Genomic DNA, 15,355 nt, shown 5'->3' on the forward strand with positions numbered 1-15,355 from the left:
GGCGCTTCTCGATGTCCGGCAGGATCACCAGTTCATTGACGATCGGGTTGGGCGCCTCGGCCGCGATGATGCCCGGCTCGGTCAGCCCCAGGTAGCGGCTGCCGTGCATCCGCTGCTTGGCGTGGGCGATGGTAGCGCCCTTCATCGGCCCCTTCATCACGCCAGGGCCGCAGCCGGTACACACGTCCAGTTTGCGCAGGCCCAGCTCGTGGCCGACCTTCTTGGTGTACTGGTATTCCTCGGTGCTGATCGAGTGGCCGCCCCAGCACACCACCATCTTCGGCTCCACGCCCGGGCGCAGAGTACGGGCATTGCGCAGCAGGTGGAAGACGTAATCGGTGATGCCCTGGGAGCTTTCCAGGTCGATGCGCTGGCTGGCCAGCTCGCTTTCGGTATAGACGATGTCGCGCAGGGCGCTGAACAGCATTTCACGGGTGCTGGCGATCATTTCGCCATCGACGAAGGCGTCGGCCGGGGCATTCAGCAGCTCCAGGCGTACGCCGCGGTCCTGTTGGTGGATGCGCACCTCGAAGTCCTTATAGGCCTCGAGGATGGTCTTGGCATTGTCGACATGGGCGCCGGTGTTGAGGATGGCCAGGGCGCACTGGCGGAACAGGGTGTAAAGGCTACCGGTACCGACTTCACTCAGTTGCTGCACTTCACGTTGTGACAGCGTCTCCAGGCTGCCTTTGGGGCTGACGGATGCATTGATGACATGGCGTTGAGGCATCTAAGTCTTTCCTGTGCGGGTAAAACATCCTTCTTTGACACCACCATACCTAGAAATGTGGACGGCAACGAGGGGGGCTGTGAAAAACCTTGAAGCCGAGTCGCCTGCTTCGCGGGTCTACTTGCGAAGCAGGCGACCCGGTCTCCAGTCAGCCCAGCAGTTTCTGCACCCCCAGGGTAATCGCCAATCCCCCACCCATCAGCCACAGGTTCAGGATCGCCCCGGTAGCCAGCGCCCGTGGCCCAGCCTGGCGGATCTGGCTGAAGCGCGTCTCCATACCCAGCGCGGTCATGGCCATGGTCAGGGCAAAGGTGTCCAGGCTGTTCACCGCCTGGGTCACGCTGCCCGGCAGCACCTGCAGCGAATTCACCAGCACCAGCGCCAGGAAGCCGAAGGCGAACCAGGGCATGGCGATGCGCCCGTTGCCTTGCGCCTGGCCCGCCTGCCGCGAGCGGCTGATCCACAGGCCCACCACCAGCAACACCGGTACCAGCAGCATTACCCGGGTCATCTTGACGATGGTGGCGATATGCGTGGCCTCGGGGCTGACGTTGCTGGCCGCGCCCACCACCTGTGCCACCTCGTGAATGGTCCCGCCCAGCAGCAGCCCGGCACCCATGGTGTCCAGGTGCAGCCAGCCAGCGTTGATCGCCAGTGGGTAAAGGAACATCGACAAGGTACCGAACAGCACCACGCTACCCACCGCCATGGCGCTTTTATGCGGGGCGCTGCGCAGCGCCGACTCGAAGGCCAGCACGGCTGCGGCACCACAGATGGCACTGCCGGCAGCGGTCAGCAAGGCGGTATCGCGGTCCAGCTTGAACAGCTTCATGCCGCACCAAAGGCCGATCAGCAGGGTGCTGCCCACCACCAGCAGCGACACCAACAGCCCCGACCAGCCGACTTCGGCAATTTCCTGCAAGCTAACCCGCAGCCCAAAGAACGCCACGGCAATGCGCAGCAGGCCGCGGGCGGAAAAGTTGATGCCCGCCGCCCAGCTTGCCGGCACGCCATCGCGCAGGGCATTGCCGTACAGCGCCCCTGCCACGATGCCGACGATGAGCGGGCTGATGCCCAGGTTGGCGATGGCCGGGATGGCGGCCAGCTCGGTGACTGCAAACGCGAACAGCGCGACGAAAAGGATGCCATTGAGCCGCCCTCGGGTAGAGAGGGTAGGTGCAAAAGCAGGGTTGGACGGAACCGTGGCCATGTGAGTCCTCCGGGAAGGTGTTTCGACAAGCCCTACGTTAATCTGGTTATAAGCTTATAAAAAATCGTAATTTAGAATGGCAAATATCCGCATAGCTGATATTTTCCATTCATGACCCCAGAACAGCTGATAACATTTGCCACTGTTGCCGAGCACGGCAACATCAGCCATGCCGCGCAGGCCCTGCACCTGTCGCAGCCGGCGGTGTCCGGACAGCTCAAGCTGCTGCAGGAGGCCTTTGGCGAGCCCCTCTACCAGCGTGCCGGCCGCGGCGTGCGGTTGACGGCGGCTGGCGAGCAGTTGCTGGCGCATGCCCAGCGCCTGCGCGAAACCTTTCGCCAGGCCCAGGCGCTGCGCGAGGCCATGCGCGGGTTGGAGCGCGGGACGCTGCGCATCGGTGCCAGCACCACACCGGCCAGTTACCTGCTGCCGTACCTGATCGCCGATTTTCACGCCCGCTACCCGGATGTGCTGGTGACTACATCACATGGCAACACTGCAGAGATCGTGGCTGCGCTGGACACTGTCGATATCGCCCTGATCGAAGGGCCCCCCGGGCAAGAGCTGCCGTTGGGAACGGAGGTGACGGCATGGCGTCAGGACGAGATCGTGGCAATCGTGCCGCGTGGGCATCCACTGGCAGAAAGTGACCAGCAAACGCTGGTGTCGCTGGGTGCTTATCCGTTAGTGCTGCGCGAGAGCGGATCAGGTGTGCGGCAGATCGTCGAGCGGGCGTTTGCCCGCGACGGCGTGGCGATGCGTGTAGCGCTGGAGATTGCCGGTGTGGAGGGCGTGAAGGAGGCGGTGCGGGCCGGGATGGGGATCGGCTTTGTATCAGCGATGTCGATACGGCATGAGGATGGGGCGTTGCGCCGGTTGCAGGTTGCGCCGCAGGCGCTGGTCAGGCGGTTTTCCATATTGATGCCGCATGCGGCCACGCCTTCCCGGGCTGCTGCGCGGTTTCTGGAGTTGTGTGTGGGCATGCAGCGAGAGGTGGGTTGACTGCAAGGTCCGCCTGCAGGCACAGGTTTAACCGCAATGAATTTTCAAACCGGGGGTTGCTCTACTGCATACACGTAGATGCATTCAGGAGTAGCGCAGTGCCCCGAATCATTACACCGCAAACCCCTGAGCATGAGGTGACGGAACACAATGCCAGGATGTTCGGTTCGCCCAAGGAGCGACTGGATTTCTACCGCAGAGAGATTCAGTACGAGACCAGCATCCTGGCCAACCGCACTGATGCGTATCTGGCCGCCCAGTCCTTCCTGGTCATCGCGTTCGTATCTTCCATGGGCAATCTGAATCAGTCATGGGGAGAGATGTTCACCCTGATCGTGCCCGCGTTTCTCGCGTTGTTGGGCGTTCTCAGCTCTCTCAATGCCTGGCCGGGAATACGTGCGGCCTATCGCATCATCGACCACTGGCAGTTGAAACAGAGCCACCTGCTGCGCAGCGAGCCGCTCATGGGGCTGGCTTATGATGAGTCGCCGCTGTTCTGCGAAGCCGAAACGTCACAGGCAGGGCATCGGAAATCGCTGCTGTTCTCACTTCGAACGCCTTGGATCTTTCTCGTATTCTGGATGCTGCTGGGGTGTTACTCGGTGTACATCCAGCTGGCGTGAGCTTGGAACAGGCGGGCGGGTAGTGGCCTCGTTCGGGAAAGCCTGACCTCGCTATCAAGCCGGGCGCCATCTGCAGTATACGATTTGCGGGCAAAAGAAAGCCCGCTGCTAGTCGGGCAAGGTCTATCACGTAGGGATGGACCAAGTCTGCCCTCGAAGTAGTGAAAATTGAGTGAAAGCAACATCTGCAAAACGTCAGCGACGTCCAGCCCAGCCAACCGCGGCTCAAGTAAAGGGTAATGGCTTGTTGGTTAGCAGCTGTGTCTATCAGGTTGAACGAGTCGTCATAAAGGTGAGTCTTCAGGGAATAAGTCTCTCTTCGCTACAACGAGACGGATATGAACCCAATGACGAGCTGAGTGTGTGCATGCGGGACAATAAAGCGCGAAAAGCCAAGATCAAGGCCAGGGCGACGATAATTTGCCTTCGAAGCGGCAAAGTCCTGCTGGTTCGGAAAAAAAGTGGAAAGTGGAATTTCCCGGGCGGCGCAATCGAGCAGGGCGAGTCGCCTGTCGCGGCCGCAGTACGGGAGCTTCGGGAGGAGACGTCCATTGAAGGCCACGGTTTGTTTGCGCTGTGCACGGTGAAGGTGGGGTGTACAGTCCACCACGTTTTCACCACACATTTCGATGATGATCAAAAACCCATGGCTTGCAATGAAATCGTGGCCTTGAAATGGGTAGTCAGAGACAAGCTAAGCCCCGCGATGTTGAATGCAACAGCCGCTGGGCTCTTGTCCAGCCAGTTGCCGGCACTGACCGTGTAGCGCTTCAGCGGCGCCGGCGCTGCGTATGGGTGATGATCAACCCGGTAACGAAACCGATGACTGCGGCACTCACCAATAACGGTATTTTGTCCTTACGGGTCAGACCGCCGTCTGCGAGCCATCGCTGCGTAACAGTTGGCGCGAGACTTTTTTCGCCAGGTTTCACGTCGCTCGGCTCGTGGTCCTGCGCAGCGTCGGCCTGCACCCGATCAGCTGCCTCGACGTCTTCAGGCATGGCGCTGACTTCCACCCTGAAAAGCTTCAATGCTGTGCCATCCACCAAGGTCAGTGTCAGGTCTTCCACCTCTCCGGCCACGCGGTCAGGAAAGACCGGTTCACCCGCAGCGTCCAGGTTGTCGTAAATGAAGCGTTTGCCCTCCACCCAGCCTACGGCTGTCAGCAACTCGGGGCCAAGATAGTATTTTCCATCGAGAAAGAAGCCAGTGAACTGGTGTGCACGTTCAACATTTTCCACCGAGTAGCGCTGACCTGCCTTCATACCTGTAGTTGGATCAATCATCACCTTCACCTCCATAGCTGGTATAGCGATGGAGATTGAGCCAGGCAGACCTGTTCCGAAGGGCTGACCAGCGGGCTAAAGCCTCGGTTGCAACCGGCCATGGCCAAGGCAACGATTACGAGAACGCTTTCGCTCATCAACGGTCTTGTTTGACCAGGCCAAGCTGGTGGTCGAGCGCGGCTTCATCGCCGCAGAGGATCACGCCCTCGGCGGCCAGCGCGCCACAGGCCTCGATGGCGCCTGCCTGGGTGAGGGCGCGGCAGGCCGGCAGGTACAGCAGCACCTGAAACCCGGCCTGGCGCAGTTGGCGGGCGGTGGTCTTGACGCAGTAGTCCAGGGCCAGGCCGCCGACGATCACTGCGGCTACCTGCTGCACCTTCAGAAATTCGATTACCCCGGTGGAGCGGCGTTCGGCCAGGTCGTGGTAGCAGGCGCCGTAGGGGTGCAGGTCGGGTTCGACGCCTTTCCACACGAAATAGTCGTAATCGATCGGCGCGGGCAGGCCGGGCAGCAGTTCGAAGCCTGGCGTGCCAGGCACGCAGTGGCTGACCCAGGTCAGGTCGGCGTTGGCCAACTGCAAGGGTTGCAGCATGCTCGCGGGCTCGGCCACCACCCACGCGGCGTTGGCAGGGTGGGCGTCCTTGCTTCCCAGGCGCAGGTCGGCGCGCAGGGCCATGGCATTCAGATCAGCCGCGATTTCGTCGCCTTCGGGGACGGGCAGCTCGTGCGGGGCGTTGGCGGTGAAGCCGTTTTGCGCGTCGACATCGAAACTGGCGATCTTCATGACGATTCCTCCTGGCCGTGTGGCGCGGGCATTTGTGTTTGACCAAAGTCTGATGCCAGGGGGGAAATGAGGTAATTGGACCTGACATGAATGCCAGCTTACCAACCTGCTGAGCGTGCTTGCTGTGAATTTCGAAGTTGAATTGCGTGAGTGAGGTCAATGCTGTAATTGCCGCGCATGAAGGGGCGCGCGCGTTTGCGCAGGATGCCCCGCCAGCGTATGGCTCTTGGTTCTAGACCACTAATAAAGCGGCCGCTCCCCTCGATAGTGTTATTCCTGTCGATCGAGCAGCCGCTTCACTTCATTGCGCGCAGCGGCTGGTATCCCCTTGCTCAGCCGGGGCCTTGCGCGCTGCTGCCAGGATAGTCGCCAGCACGATCAAGGCAGCCCCCGCCGCCATGCGCAGGGTCGGCTGGTCGCCGAACAACCACCACGCACCCAGAATCGCGTACACCGGCTCCAGCGCGATGATCATCCCCGCAGTGCGTGCTTCCAGGCCCTCCAGGCTCTTGACGAACAGGAACTGCGAAAGCCCGGTGCAAAATACCCCCAGCAGCGCCAGGTTGACCCAGTCACTGCCGCCCAGGCTGGTATTGCCCAGATGAGTGAAGGCAAACGGGGCCACCAGCGCAGCCACCACCACGTTCTGCCAGAACGCCACCTGCATGGCGTTCATGTTCGAGGCATTGCGGCGGTTGGCCACGGTCAGCAGAGCGAAGGCCAGGCCCGAGCCCAGGCCCCAGAGCAGGCCGATGGTGCCGCTGTCGAGCAGGTCGAACGATGGCACCACCATCACCAGGCCGGCAGTGACCATCAGCAACAGCAGACCTTGCACGGCACCGATCCGCTGGCCGAACACGCTGCGCTCGATCATGGCGATAAACGCCGGGAAGCTGGCGAAGCCCAGTGTGGCCACAGCCACGCCGCCCACTTTCACGGCGATGAAGAAGGTCACCCAGTGGGTGGCCAGCAGGGCGCCGGTCAGGCCCAGCACGGGCAGGTTGCGCAAGGTGATTGCATCGAGCAGGCGGGTGCCTTTCAGCCCGGCAACGAAGCCCAGGGCGATGAAGGCGAAGGTGGCGCGGCCAAAGGTGATGATGCTGGCGTCGGCTTCGATCAGGTGACCGAAGATACCGGTCAGGCCGAACAACACAGCGGCGATATGAGCAACGTACAGGGCGTTACGGTGGCCGGTGGCAGCACCGGCTACGGGGATTGAAGTCGCGATCATGGCAGTCAAGTCTTCACAATGTGACGCGCGCAAGCACTCCCGGCTGGCGCGGCGCGGGTCTTTAATACTGGGAGTTTTATCGTTATGAGCCCGGACGAACTGCCCGGTGCAAAAAGGCGCCACAGCGTTGGAATTGTGAAGCGAGGCTGCTTACTCGCAGGTACCACACCAGCCAGCCCACGGCGCGGGGCTGGTCGATGTGTGTATTATTTTTGTATACAGGGATTGGCAGCCGGTTGCGGGCGACGTGTGCTTGTCTGATCGCGACATTGGCTGTTGCCTTGCTGCGCCGCGTGGTGTCTGGCGGCTTTGTGCGGGGAGGGGCGTTGTGGGTTGTCTGATCTGGCCTCTTCGCGGGTGAACCCGCTCCCACTCAGGTATTACCGAGGTTGAGACCCGTGTAGGGTTTACCCGCTGAGGGGCCGGATCAGGCTGAATCAGTGCCCCATGGCAAGCTTGGCACTCGTCTGCCGACGACGGTAGGCACTGTCACGGCTGGCCAGCCACCAGTACAGGGGCGAGGTGATTGCCAACCCCACCAGCCAGGACAGATCGGCCCCGTTGATATGCTCGGAGATCGGCCCGACGTACAGCGGCGTGTTCATGAACGGGATCTGCACCACGATGCCGATCGCATAGGCGATCAGCGCCTGCGGGTTGTAACGTCCGTAAATGCCGCCATCGACCTGGAAGATCGACTGGATGTCGTAGTCACCCTTGTGAATGACATAGAAGTCGATCAGGTTGATCGCAGTCCACGGCACAAGCACTACCAGCAGCACCAGCACCATGTCGACGAAGTGGCCGATGAAGTCTGCCGAGGCGAACACCGCCACCACGCAGCAGGCCGACAGCACGATCAGCGACAATACCGCTCGGCTCTTGGCGGTGGGGATCCAGCGGTAGGCGAAGGTTTGCACCAGGGTGATCAGCGACAGCACCGCACCATACAGGTTGAGGGCGTTGTGGCTGATCACGCTGAGCAGGAACAGCACCAGCATGACCGGGCCCAGGGTGCCGGTGGCCAGCTTGACCGCGTCCATGGTGTCCATGCCGGCCGGAATCGCCAGCACCGCCACGGCGCCAAAGATGAACGACAGGCTCGAGCCCAGGGCCGAGCCGAGGTAGGTGGTCCAGAAGGTAGAGCTGACTTTTACATCTGCCGGCAGGTAGCGCGAGTAGTCCGATACATAGGGCGCAAAAGCGATCTGCCACAGCGCCGCCAGCGACACGGTGGCCAGCCAGCCGGCCAGGTTGAAGCCGCCGCGGGTCAGGAAATCGTCGCTTTGCACGTGGGTGAAGATGTAGCCGAAGCCGACCACGATACCGATACCCAACACCCAGGTGCCAATGCGGTTGAGCACGTGGATGAAGCGATAGCCGATGATGCCGATGATGCCCGAGCCCAGCGCGCCGATGACGATGCCCACCGACACCGGCACGGCGTCGACCACGCCATGCAGCGATTTGCCGGCCAGCACGATATTGGAGGCGAAGAAGCCGATGTACATCACCCCGGCGATCACCACCACCAGCAGCGCGCCGAGGGTGCCGAACTGGGCGCGGCTCTGGATCATCTGCGGGATGCCCATTTGCGGGCCCTGGGCCGAATGCAGCGCCATCAGCACGCCGCCGACCAGGTGGCCGACCAGGATGGCGACAACGCCCCACACCAGGTTCAGGTGAAACAGCTGCACGCCCAGCGCGCCGGTGACGATGGGCAGCGGCGCGATATTGCCGCCGAACCACAGTGTGAACAGATCCCTTACCTTTCCATGGCGGTCTTGCGGGGGCACGTAGCCGATCGTGTGTTTTTCTATCAGGGGTGCCGTATTGGCTGCACTGGTCATGACTGACTCCAAGGCAAGGTAGGGCATCGGGAACTGCCCGGGGGCGTGCCGGCGAAGGGCGACGCGTTCTTGTTGGAGCGATGATGCGGGGCGCCGGGATAACGGGAAATTAGTAAATATGTGCCCACAAACGTTAAAAAACCTAAGGCTGACAAAAGCTTAAGCGGGTGACGGTAGCAAGGAGGGTGCCATTTGGCGCGAGGGCCTGAAATAGAGGGATCAGGCGGATGGCAAGCCGGAACGGATGATCCGGCGTGGTGCATGTGTGCGTTTATGGGGCAGTCGATGTATCAGTTGTAGCCGCCTGGTGACGGACGCTTACATAGGTAATAACCGATCCTGGATGACCTCTTTCATTACCAGGGTCGAGCTCAAGCGCTTCACATTGGGAATGCTGGTCAGGTGTTCGTCATACAGCTTCTGGAAGGCGGGCAAATCCCTGGCCACCACATGCAACAGGTAGTCCGGGTCGCCAAACAGCCGCTGCGCTTCGACAATCTGTGGGATCTCGGCCAGTGCCGCTTCAAAGTCCGCTACCGGCTGGCGGGTCACCTCGCGCAGGGTCACGAACACCAGGGCGGCAAAATTCAGCCCCAGCGCGCTGGGCGCGAGGCGGGCGTGATAGCCCAGAATCGCGCCGGAGTCTTCCAGCGCCCGGAGGCGCCGATGGCACGGCGACAGGCTGAGCCCCACGCGGTCGGCCAGCTCCGTCACCGAGAGCCGACCGTCTTTTTGCAGCTCGGCAAGGATTTTTCGATCAGTCCGGTCCATTGAGAAGATTCTTCCAGTCATTAGGCGCTCGGGGGAAATATACGAAAGATAATCCTCCAGTGGAATCCGTAATCTTTCGATATCCCCAAGCAGTGGAAAAGGAAGATACAAGTGGCTATCAGTGTTCTGACGGCGTTCTGGGCTGTGTCGATGCTGTTCGTGATTACCCCGGGTGCGGACTGGGCCTACGCCATTTCGGCGGGCATGCGCGGGCGCTGGGTGATGCCTGCGGTGGCGGGCATGTTGTCGGGGCATTTCCTCGCCACTTTGGTGGTCGCTGCCGGGGTGGGGAGTTTACTGGCCGGCCACCCGCTGGCGCTGACCCTGCTGACGCTGGCCGGGTGCGCTTACCTGCTGTGGCTGGGCGGCAACCTGCTGCTGAGCCCGGCCTTGCCCGAAGCCGGGCGGGCCGGGGCGGGGGAGTCTGGCTCGCGCTGGGCGTTGAAAGGGTTCTGCGTCAGTGGCCTGAACCCGAAAGTGTTCCTGCTGTTCCTGGCTTTGTTGCCGCAGTTCACCGACCCGCAGTCGAGCTGGCCGGTGCCATTGCAGATATTGCTGCTGGGGCTGGTGCATCTGTGCAGCTCGCTGGTGATCTATTCGCTGGTCGGTTACGGCGCCAAAGCCTTGCTGAGCACGCGGCCTGGGGCGGCGAAGCTGGTCGGGCGGGTGTCGGGGGGGGCGATGATCAGCGTGGCCCTGGGGCTGATCGCTGGGCAAATGGGATGAGTGCGCTCGGGCTGTCGCTGGCCTGCCTTATGGTCCGCACCCATGCCAGCTAAATGGTGCTGTTGATCTTGCCCAGAAAAACCGCGGAACGAACTGTTGATTGCAGCTCTCCTATCCAGAGATGGATGGCAATATGCCCGGGACTACCCAGACATGAGATCGCTTCAGCAATCGACGACCCCTGTGAACCCGGCGCTCGGCTTTCTGCTGAACGGCGGTGCCATCGGCAGCCTTCTGCAGACGATGGACTGGACCGAATCACCGCTGGGCCCACCAGAAACCTGGTCGCCGCACCTGCAGGCCGTGATGACCACGCTGCTGCCGGCCCAGGCGCAATTCGTGCTGTTCTGGGGCGCCGCCTATGTGGCGTTGTACAACGATGCCTACGCCCCCACCATCGGCACCAAGCACCCGCAGGCGCTTGGTCGACCGGCGCAGGAGCATTGGCGTGAACTGTGGGACGACCTGGAGCCGTTGCTGCGCGGCGTGCGGGAGACCGGCCAGACGTTCGCAGCCAAGGATCGCCCGTTCTATATCGAGCGGCGTGGGCTTGGTGAAACGGTCTACTTCGATGTTTCCTATTCGGCCGTGCGGGAGGCCGATGGCAGTGTCGGCGGCGTGTTGTGCCTGGTCACCGACACCACCGAGCGCGTGCGTTTCCAGCAGCGCCAGGCGTTTCTGCTGCAGCTGGGCCGGACCTTGCCAGGGTTGGGCTCGGCCGAGCGCATCGAGGCCTGTGCCGTGCAACGCCTGGCCAAGGAGCTGGGCGCGGCGCGGGTGTGCTTTGGCGAGGACCAGGGCGATGGGGTCTGCTTCAAGGTGAGCCAGGACTGGGCCGATGGCGTGCCATCGCTTGTTGGCCAGCATCGATACCAGGACTTCGGTGCTTCGTTGCACGCCCAGTTGACTGCAGGGCAGACGGTGCAGCAAGCCTATGAAGACTCGCCCGCCCGATTACCGGGCCTGCACTTGAGCCTGCACGTACCCATTCTCAGGGCAGGGCGCCTGGAGGCGATGCTGGGCTTGTATTTCCATAGCCCGCGCCAGTGTTTCGAAGACGATTGCCAACTGGTCGAGGAAACCGCCAAGCAGGTCTGGGCAGCCATCACCCACGCGCGTGCCGAGCGGGCCTTGCACTTGCTCAATGAAAGCCTTGAAGAACGAGTGGCGACTGCGCTGGCCCAGCGCGAGGCGGTCATGCTGCAGCTGCACGAAGCGCACAAGATGGAAATGATCGGGCAACTCACCGGGGGTATCGCCCACGACCTCAATAATATGCTCACCCCGATCATCGGCTCGTTCGAGCTGTTGCGCCGGCATCCGCATTCAGAGCGCGCACCGCGCTTGATCGACGGTGGCCTGCAGGCGGCCGAGCGCGCGCGCAACCTGGTCGGGCGCCTGCTGAGCTTTGCCCGCCGGCAAACCCTCAAGCCCCAGGCGGTGGCATTGTCGGCACTGGTGGAGGACATGCGCGAGCTGATGGCCCGTTCGCTGGGGCCGACCATCGCCGTGCAGCTGCAGATCGACCCGGCATTGCCGGTGGTGATTGTCGACCCGCATCAGTTGGAGCTGGCGTTGCTCAATTTGGTCGTCAATGGTCGTGATGCCTTGGGCGAAGGTGGCGGCCTGCGTATCGTCGCGGGCCTGGAGGCCCAGGGGCCACCGCGTCCCGCAGGCGTGGCGGCTGGGCGCCTGGTGTGGATCCAGGTGAGTGATGACGGCTGCGGCATGGACCAGGAGCAGTTGCGCCGCTGCATCGAGCCGTTCTTCTCGACCAAGGGCGTGGGCAAAGGCACCGGCCTTGGTCTGCCGATGGTGCAGGGCCTGGCGTTGCAGTCGGGTGGCGGCTTTGACATCCGCTCGACACCCGGCCAGGGCACCCAGGCCACTCTGTGGCTGCCGGCCAGCGATGAAGTGGCGGCGTGCCGTGCTGCCGATGCCCAGGAGGTGCCGCTGGCCGAGCGGCCGAGCCGGATATTGCTGGTGGACGATGAAAACATCGTGCGCCATGCCACCGCGCTGCAGTTGCGTGACCTGGGTTATGAGGTGACCGAAGCTGCCAGCGCGGCGCAGGCATTGCGGCTGGTAGAGCAGGGCTGGATGCCGGACGTACTGGTCACCGACCATGTCATGGCCGAGATGACCGGTGTGCGATTTGCCCAGCAGATGCGCGAGCGCCAGGCAGACTTGCCCGTGCTGATCATCACCGGGTATGCCAACCTGACGCCGCGTGAGCTGAAGGGGTTCGAGGTGTTGCGCAAGCCCTACCGGCGGGCAGAGCTGGCGCAGAGCGTGGCGCGGTTGCTGGCCGGGCGGCGGACCTGAGCGTTCCATGCTCAGCGAATGAAGTGCACTTTGCCGGTGTCGTCGTTGCCCATGTAGATCCCGTATACACCGGCTTGTCGCTCAAGGATGTAGCGCTCGAGAATCTGCCGGATGGCCGGGTAGTAGATCTCGTCCCACGGAATTTCGTCGGCCTCGAAGAACTTGTACGCCAGCGTCTCCGGCCCGTACTGGCCGGTCTCTTCGGTAGCGATGGCGCGGAAGATGATGTACACCTCGCTGATCTTCGGCACGCTGAAGATCGAATACGGCGAGACGATTTCGGCGCGTACCCCGGTTTCTTCCCAGACTTCGCGCAGCGCTGCCTGTTCGGTGGTTTCGCCGGCTTCCATGAACCCTGCCGGCAAGGTCCAGGTGCCGGGGCGCGGCGGGATCGCGCGCTGGCACAGCAGGTACTTGCCATCGCGCTCGATGATGCAGCCGGCGATCATTTTCGGGTTGATGTAGTGGACGTAGCCGCAGCCGTTGCAGAGCAGGCGTTCGTGGGTGTCGCCTGTGGGAACGCCCCGGGCCAGTTCTGTGGTGCAGTGCGGGCAGTAGCGCGGGGCGTTGGGCATGATCAGCGACCTATACGGGGTTCTATGCGGGGTTCCTTGAGGGCCAGGGGCTCGACCATGTCGCGCACCTTGGCGTTGTCGTCCTGTTTCTGGCGCAGGTAGTCCAGGGCCACCTTGGCGGCGGCGCGGACGTGGTCGACCGAGGCCTGGTGGGCCACCAGCGGGTCGCCACCCTTGATCGCCTCGACGATCTTTTCCATTTCGCGGTTGCTGGCGCCGCGGCGGTTTTCCTGCGATACCGACGTGGCCCGCAGGTAGCTGATGCGCGCCTGCAACTGGCGCAGCTGCTGCGCCGCCACCTGGTTGCCGGAGCCTTCCAGCAGCACATCGTAGAAACCCTGCACCGAATCCAGCACCTGTTGCAGCTCGCCTTCCTCCAGCGCTTCGCGGTTGACCTCCAGCGCGCGCTCCAGGGCACGGATGTCCTTGGCCTTGGCGTTGAGGGTGAACAACTGCACGATCAGGCCTTCGAGCACGCAGCGCAGCTCGTAGATATCGCGGGCGTCTTCCAGGGTGATGATGGCCACGCGCGGGCCCTTGGCATCGGCGAACTCCACCAGGCCTTCGGACTCCAGGTGACGCAGGGCCTCCCGCACCGAAGTACGGCTGACGCCGAGGCGGTCGCAGAGGTCGCGCTCGACCAGGCGGTCGCCTGGCAGCAAGTGGAAGTTCATGATCGCGGCGCGCAGCTTGTCGAGCACGATTTCGCGCAGGGTAACGGGGTTGCGGTTGACCTTGAAGCTGTCGTCGAGTGGCTGGCGTTTCATCAAGTGCGCTCTTAAAGAGGCTGCCCGGCCGCAACCGCAACAGCACCACGAACCTGGGGTGCTCCTTGCGTGGGTTCGAACAGCCCGGTGTTAACGGGTTGACTCCGCATCGGCTTCAGCGAACGCTTCGCGGGCCAGGCGGAAACTGTCCACCGCCGCGGGCACGCCGCAATAAATGCCGACCTGGAGCAGGATCTCGCGAATCTGTTCACGGCTCAGGCCATTACGCAAGGCGCCGCGAATGTGCAGCTTGAGCTCGTGGGGCCGGTTGAGCGCGGAAATCATGGCCAAGTTTATCATGCTGCGCTCTTTGAGCGACAAGCCTTCGCGGCCCCAGACGTGGCCCCAGCAGTATTCGGTGACCAGTTCCTGCAACGGTTTGGTGAAGTCGTCAGCGTTCTGGATCGACCGGTTGACGTAGTCCTCGCCCAGAACCTGGGTGCGGATCTGCAGGCCTTTTTCGTACTTCTCGTTGCTCATGGGCAGTACTCCGGAATAAAAAGGGGCCGCAACCGAGGGTGAGACGATTAGCGCGACCCCTGCAAAGCAGGAAGATCGGTGTTGGATTCTTCGCGGGTAAACCCGCGAAGGGGCCAGTGAGGTCTGTCAGCCAAGTGGCGGCAGGGCGCCCAGCTTGCCTTTGTGGTAGACCATCGGGGTCACCGGTTCGGCCGGCAGCACCAGGTTCTGCACCGCGCCGACGATGATCGCGTGGTCACCGCCGTCGTACTCGCGCCACAGTTCGCACTCGATGATCGCCGTGGCGTTGGCCAGCAGGGGATTACCCAGCTCGCTCAAGTGCCACTCGACACCTTTGGCCTTGTCCTTGCCCTTGCCGGCGAAGGCGTAGGCTTCGGCGGTCTGGTCGGCGGACAGCAGGTGAATCGCAAAACGCTTGCTGTCCCGCAGGATCGGGTAGGTGTCGGAGGCGTAGTTGGGGCAGAACAGCACCAGCGCCGGCTCGATCGACAGCGCGCTGAACGCGCTGGCGGTGATGCCGACGATGCCGCCGTCGGCGTCCAGGGTGGTGACAACCGTGACGCCGGACGGGAACGAGCCCATCACGTCTTTGTAGATGCCGGGTTCGATCATCTCGTGCTACCTCTTAGCGCATCACAAACGGGTCGGGCATCGGCGCGGTGGACAGGTTGATCCACACGGTCTTCAGCTCGGTATAGGCCAGCACCGAATCGATGCCGCTCTCACGGCCGTAGCCGCTGTTCTTGAAACCACCGATCGGTGCCATGGCCGACACGGCGCGGTAGGTGTTGACCCAGATGATCCCCGAGCGCACGTCACGGGCCAGGCGATGGGCACGGCCCAGGTCGCGGGTCCAGATACCGGCCGCCAGGCCGAACTGCGAGTCGTTGGCCATCGCCAGGGCTTCTTCCTCGGTCTTGAAGCGGATCACCGCTGCCACCGGGCCGAATACTTCTTCCTGCATGATGGTCATCGAGTTGCTGTCGCACTCGAAC

The 15,355-nt window shown here is 62.6% G+C and carries 16 protein-coding genes and 1 pseudogene; 5 read left to right on the top strand and 12 right to left on the bottom strand.

Going from position 1 to position 15,355, the window contains the following annotated elements; translation table 11 throughout:
• Together HP546_RS14305 and HP546_RS14310 are read right to left on the bottom strand one after the other, a co-directional pair.
• On the bottom strand, positions 1–730 hold a 730-nt coding region (locus HP546_RS14305), incomplete at its 3' end, for a pyrimidine/purine nucleosidase domain-containing protein (protein WP_172226314.1).
• 148 nt (positions 731–878) lie between these two features.
• Positions 879–1,940 (bottom strand): YeiH family protein, encoded by a 1,062-nt coding sequence (locus HP546_RS14310; RefSeq protein ID WP_172226317.1) that lies wholly within the window; start codon positions 1,938–1,940, stop codon positions 879–881.
• Between the two features lie 111 nt (positions 1,941–2,051).
• On the opposite strand from HP546_RS14310, the gene HP546_RS14315 reads away from it, so the two are divergent.
• From HP546_RS14315 to HP546_RS14325, 3 genes are all read left to right on the top strand, one after another.
• Positions 2,052–2,942: a LysR family transcriptional regulator gene (locus HP546_RS14315; RefSeq protein WP_172226320.1), complete on the top strand. Its 891-nt coding sequence runs from the start codon at positions 2,052–2,054 to the stop codon at positions 2,940–2,942.
• Positions 2,943–3,040: 98 nt separating this feature from the next.
• The gene (locus HP546_RS14320) at positions 3,041–3,565 is read left to right on the top strand and encodes a hypothetical protein (RefSeq protein ID WP_172226323.1); all 525 of its coding nucleotides are present in this window, start codon (positions 3,041–3,043) and stop codon (positions 3,563–3,565) included.
• 367 nt (positions 3,566–3,932) lie between these two features.
• Positions 3,933–4,331 carry an NUDIX domain-containing protein gene (locus HP546_RS14325; protein ID WP_172226326.1) on the top strand — a complete coding sequence of 133 codons (399 nt, stop codon included), beginning with the start codon at positions 3,933–3,935 and terminating at the stop codon, positions 4,329–4,331.
• 240 nt (positions 4,332–4,571) lie between these two features.
• On the opposite strand, the pseudogene HP546_RS14330 reads toward HP546_RS14325, so the two are convergent.
• The 5 genes and pseudogenes from HP546_RS14330 to HP546_RS14350 form a co-directional block, all read right to left on the bottom strand.
• A pseudogene (locus tag HP546_RS14330) lies at positions 4,572–4,851 on the bottom strand (short-chain dehydrogenase); the annotation flags it as partial.
• A 136-nt stretch (positions 4,852–4,987) separates the two neighbouring features.
• Entirely contained in the window at positions 4,988–5,635 is a 648-nt protein-coding gene (locus tag HP546_RS14335; RefSeq protein WP_172226329.1) for an isochorismatase family protein, read from the bottom strand.
• A 301-nt stretch (positions 5,636–5,936) separates the two neighbouring features.
• The gene (locus tag HP546_RS14340) at positions 5,937–6,866 is read right to left on the bottom strand and encodes a DMT family transporter (RefSeq protein WP_172226332.1); all 930 of its coding nucleotides are present in this window, start codon (positions 6,864–6,866) and stop codon (positions 5,937–5,939) included.
• A 437-nt stretch (positions 6,867–7,303) separates the two neighbouring features.
• The gene (locus HP546_RS14345; RefSeq protein ID WP_172226335.1) at positions 7,304–8,716 is read right to left on the bottom strand and encodes a cytosine permease; all 1,413 of its coding nucleotides are present in this window, start codon (positions 8,714–8,716) and stop codon (positions 7,304–7,306) included.
• 318 nt (positions 8,717–9,034) lie between these two features.
• Entirely contained in the window at positions 9,035–9,487 is a 453-nt protein-coding gene (locus HP546_RS14350; RefSeq protein ID WP_172226338.1) for an Lrp/AsnC family transcriptional regulator, read from the bottom strand.
• 111 nt (positions 9,488–9,598) lie between these two features.
• Between HP546_RS14350 and HP546_RS14355 the strand changes: the two genes are divergently transcribed.
• Positions 9,599–10,213 (top strand): LysE family translocator, encoded by a 615-nt coding sequence (locus HP546_RS14355; protein ID WP_172226341.1) that lies wholly within the window; start codon positions 9,599–9,601, stop codon positions 10,211–10,213.
• Positions 10,214–10,366: 153 nt separating this feature from the next.
• Positions 10,367–12,538 carry a response regulator gene (locus HP546_RS14360; protein ID WP_172226344.1) on the top strand — a complete coding sequence of 724 codons (2,172 nt, stop codon included), beginning with the start codon at positions 10,367–10,369 and terminating at the stop codon, positions 12,536–12,538.
• 11 nt (positions 12,539–12,549) lie between these two features.
• On the opposite strand, the gene HP546_RS14365 is transcribed toward HP546_RS14360, so the two are convergent.
• The 5 genes from HP546_RS14365 to HP546_RS14385 all read right to left on the bottom strand — a co-directional run.
• Complete coding sequence (locus tag HP546_RS14365; RefSeq protein WP_172226347.1) at positions 12,550–13,113, bottom strand: NUDIX hydrolase; 564 nt, start codon at positions 13,111–13,113, stop codon at positions 12,550–12,552.
• Between the two features lie 2 nt (positions 13,114–13,115).
• Positions 13,116–13,880: a GntR family transcriptional regulator gene (locus tag HP546_RS14370; protein WP_172226350.1), complete on the bottom strand. Its 765-nt coding sequence runs from the start codon at positions 13,878–13,880 to the stop codon at positions 13,116–13,118.
• A 90-nt stretch (positions 13,881–13,970) separates the two neighbouring features.
• Positions 13,971–14,360, bottom strand: coding sequence for a carboxymuconolactone decarboxylase family protein (locus HP546_RS14375; protein WP_008100863.1), 390 nt, complete (start codon positions 14,358–14,360; stop codon positions 13,971–13,973).
• A 126-nt stretch (positions 14,361–14,486) separates the two neighbouring features.
• Positions 14,487–14,972 carry a flavin reductase family protein gene (locus HP546_RS14380; protein ID WP_172226353.1) on the bottom strand — a complete coding sequence of 162 codons (486 nt, stop codon included), beginning with the start codon at positions 14,970–14,972 and terminating at the stop codon, positions 14,487–14,489.
• Between the two features lie 13 nt (positions 14,973–14,985).
• The coding region (locus HP546_RS14385) for an aldehyde dehydrogenase family protein (protein WP_172226356.1) at positions 14,986–15,355 on the bottom strand (370 nt) is incomplete at its 5' end.

Source organism: Pseudomonas sp. CM25 (assembly GCF_013179705.1).
In the GTDB taxonomy this organism is placed as follows: Bacteria; Pseudomonadota; Gammaproteobacteria; order Pseudomonadales; family Pseudomonadaceae; genus Aquipseudomonas.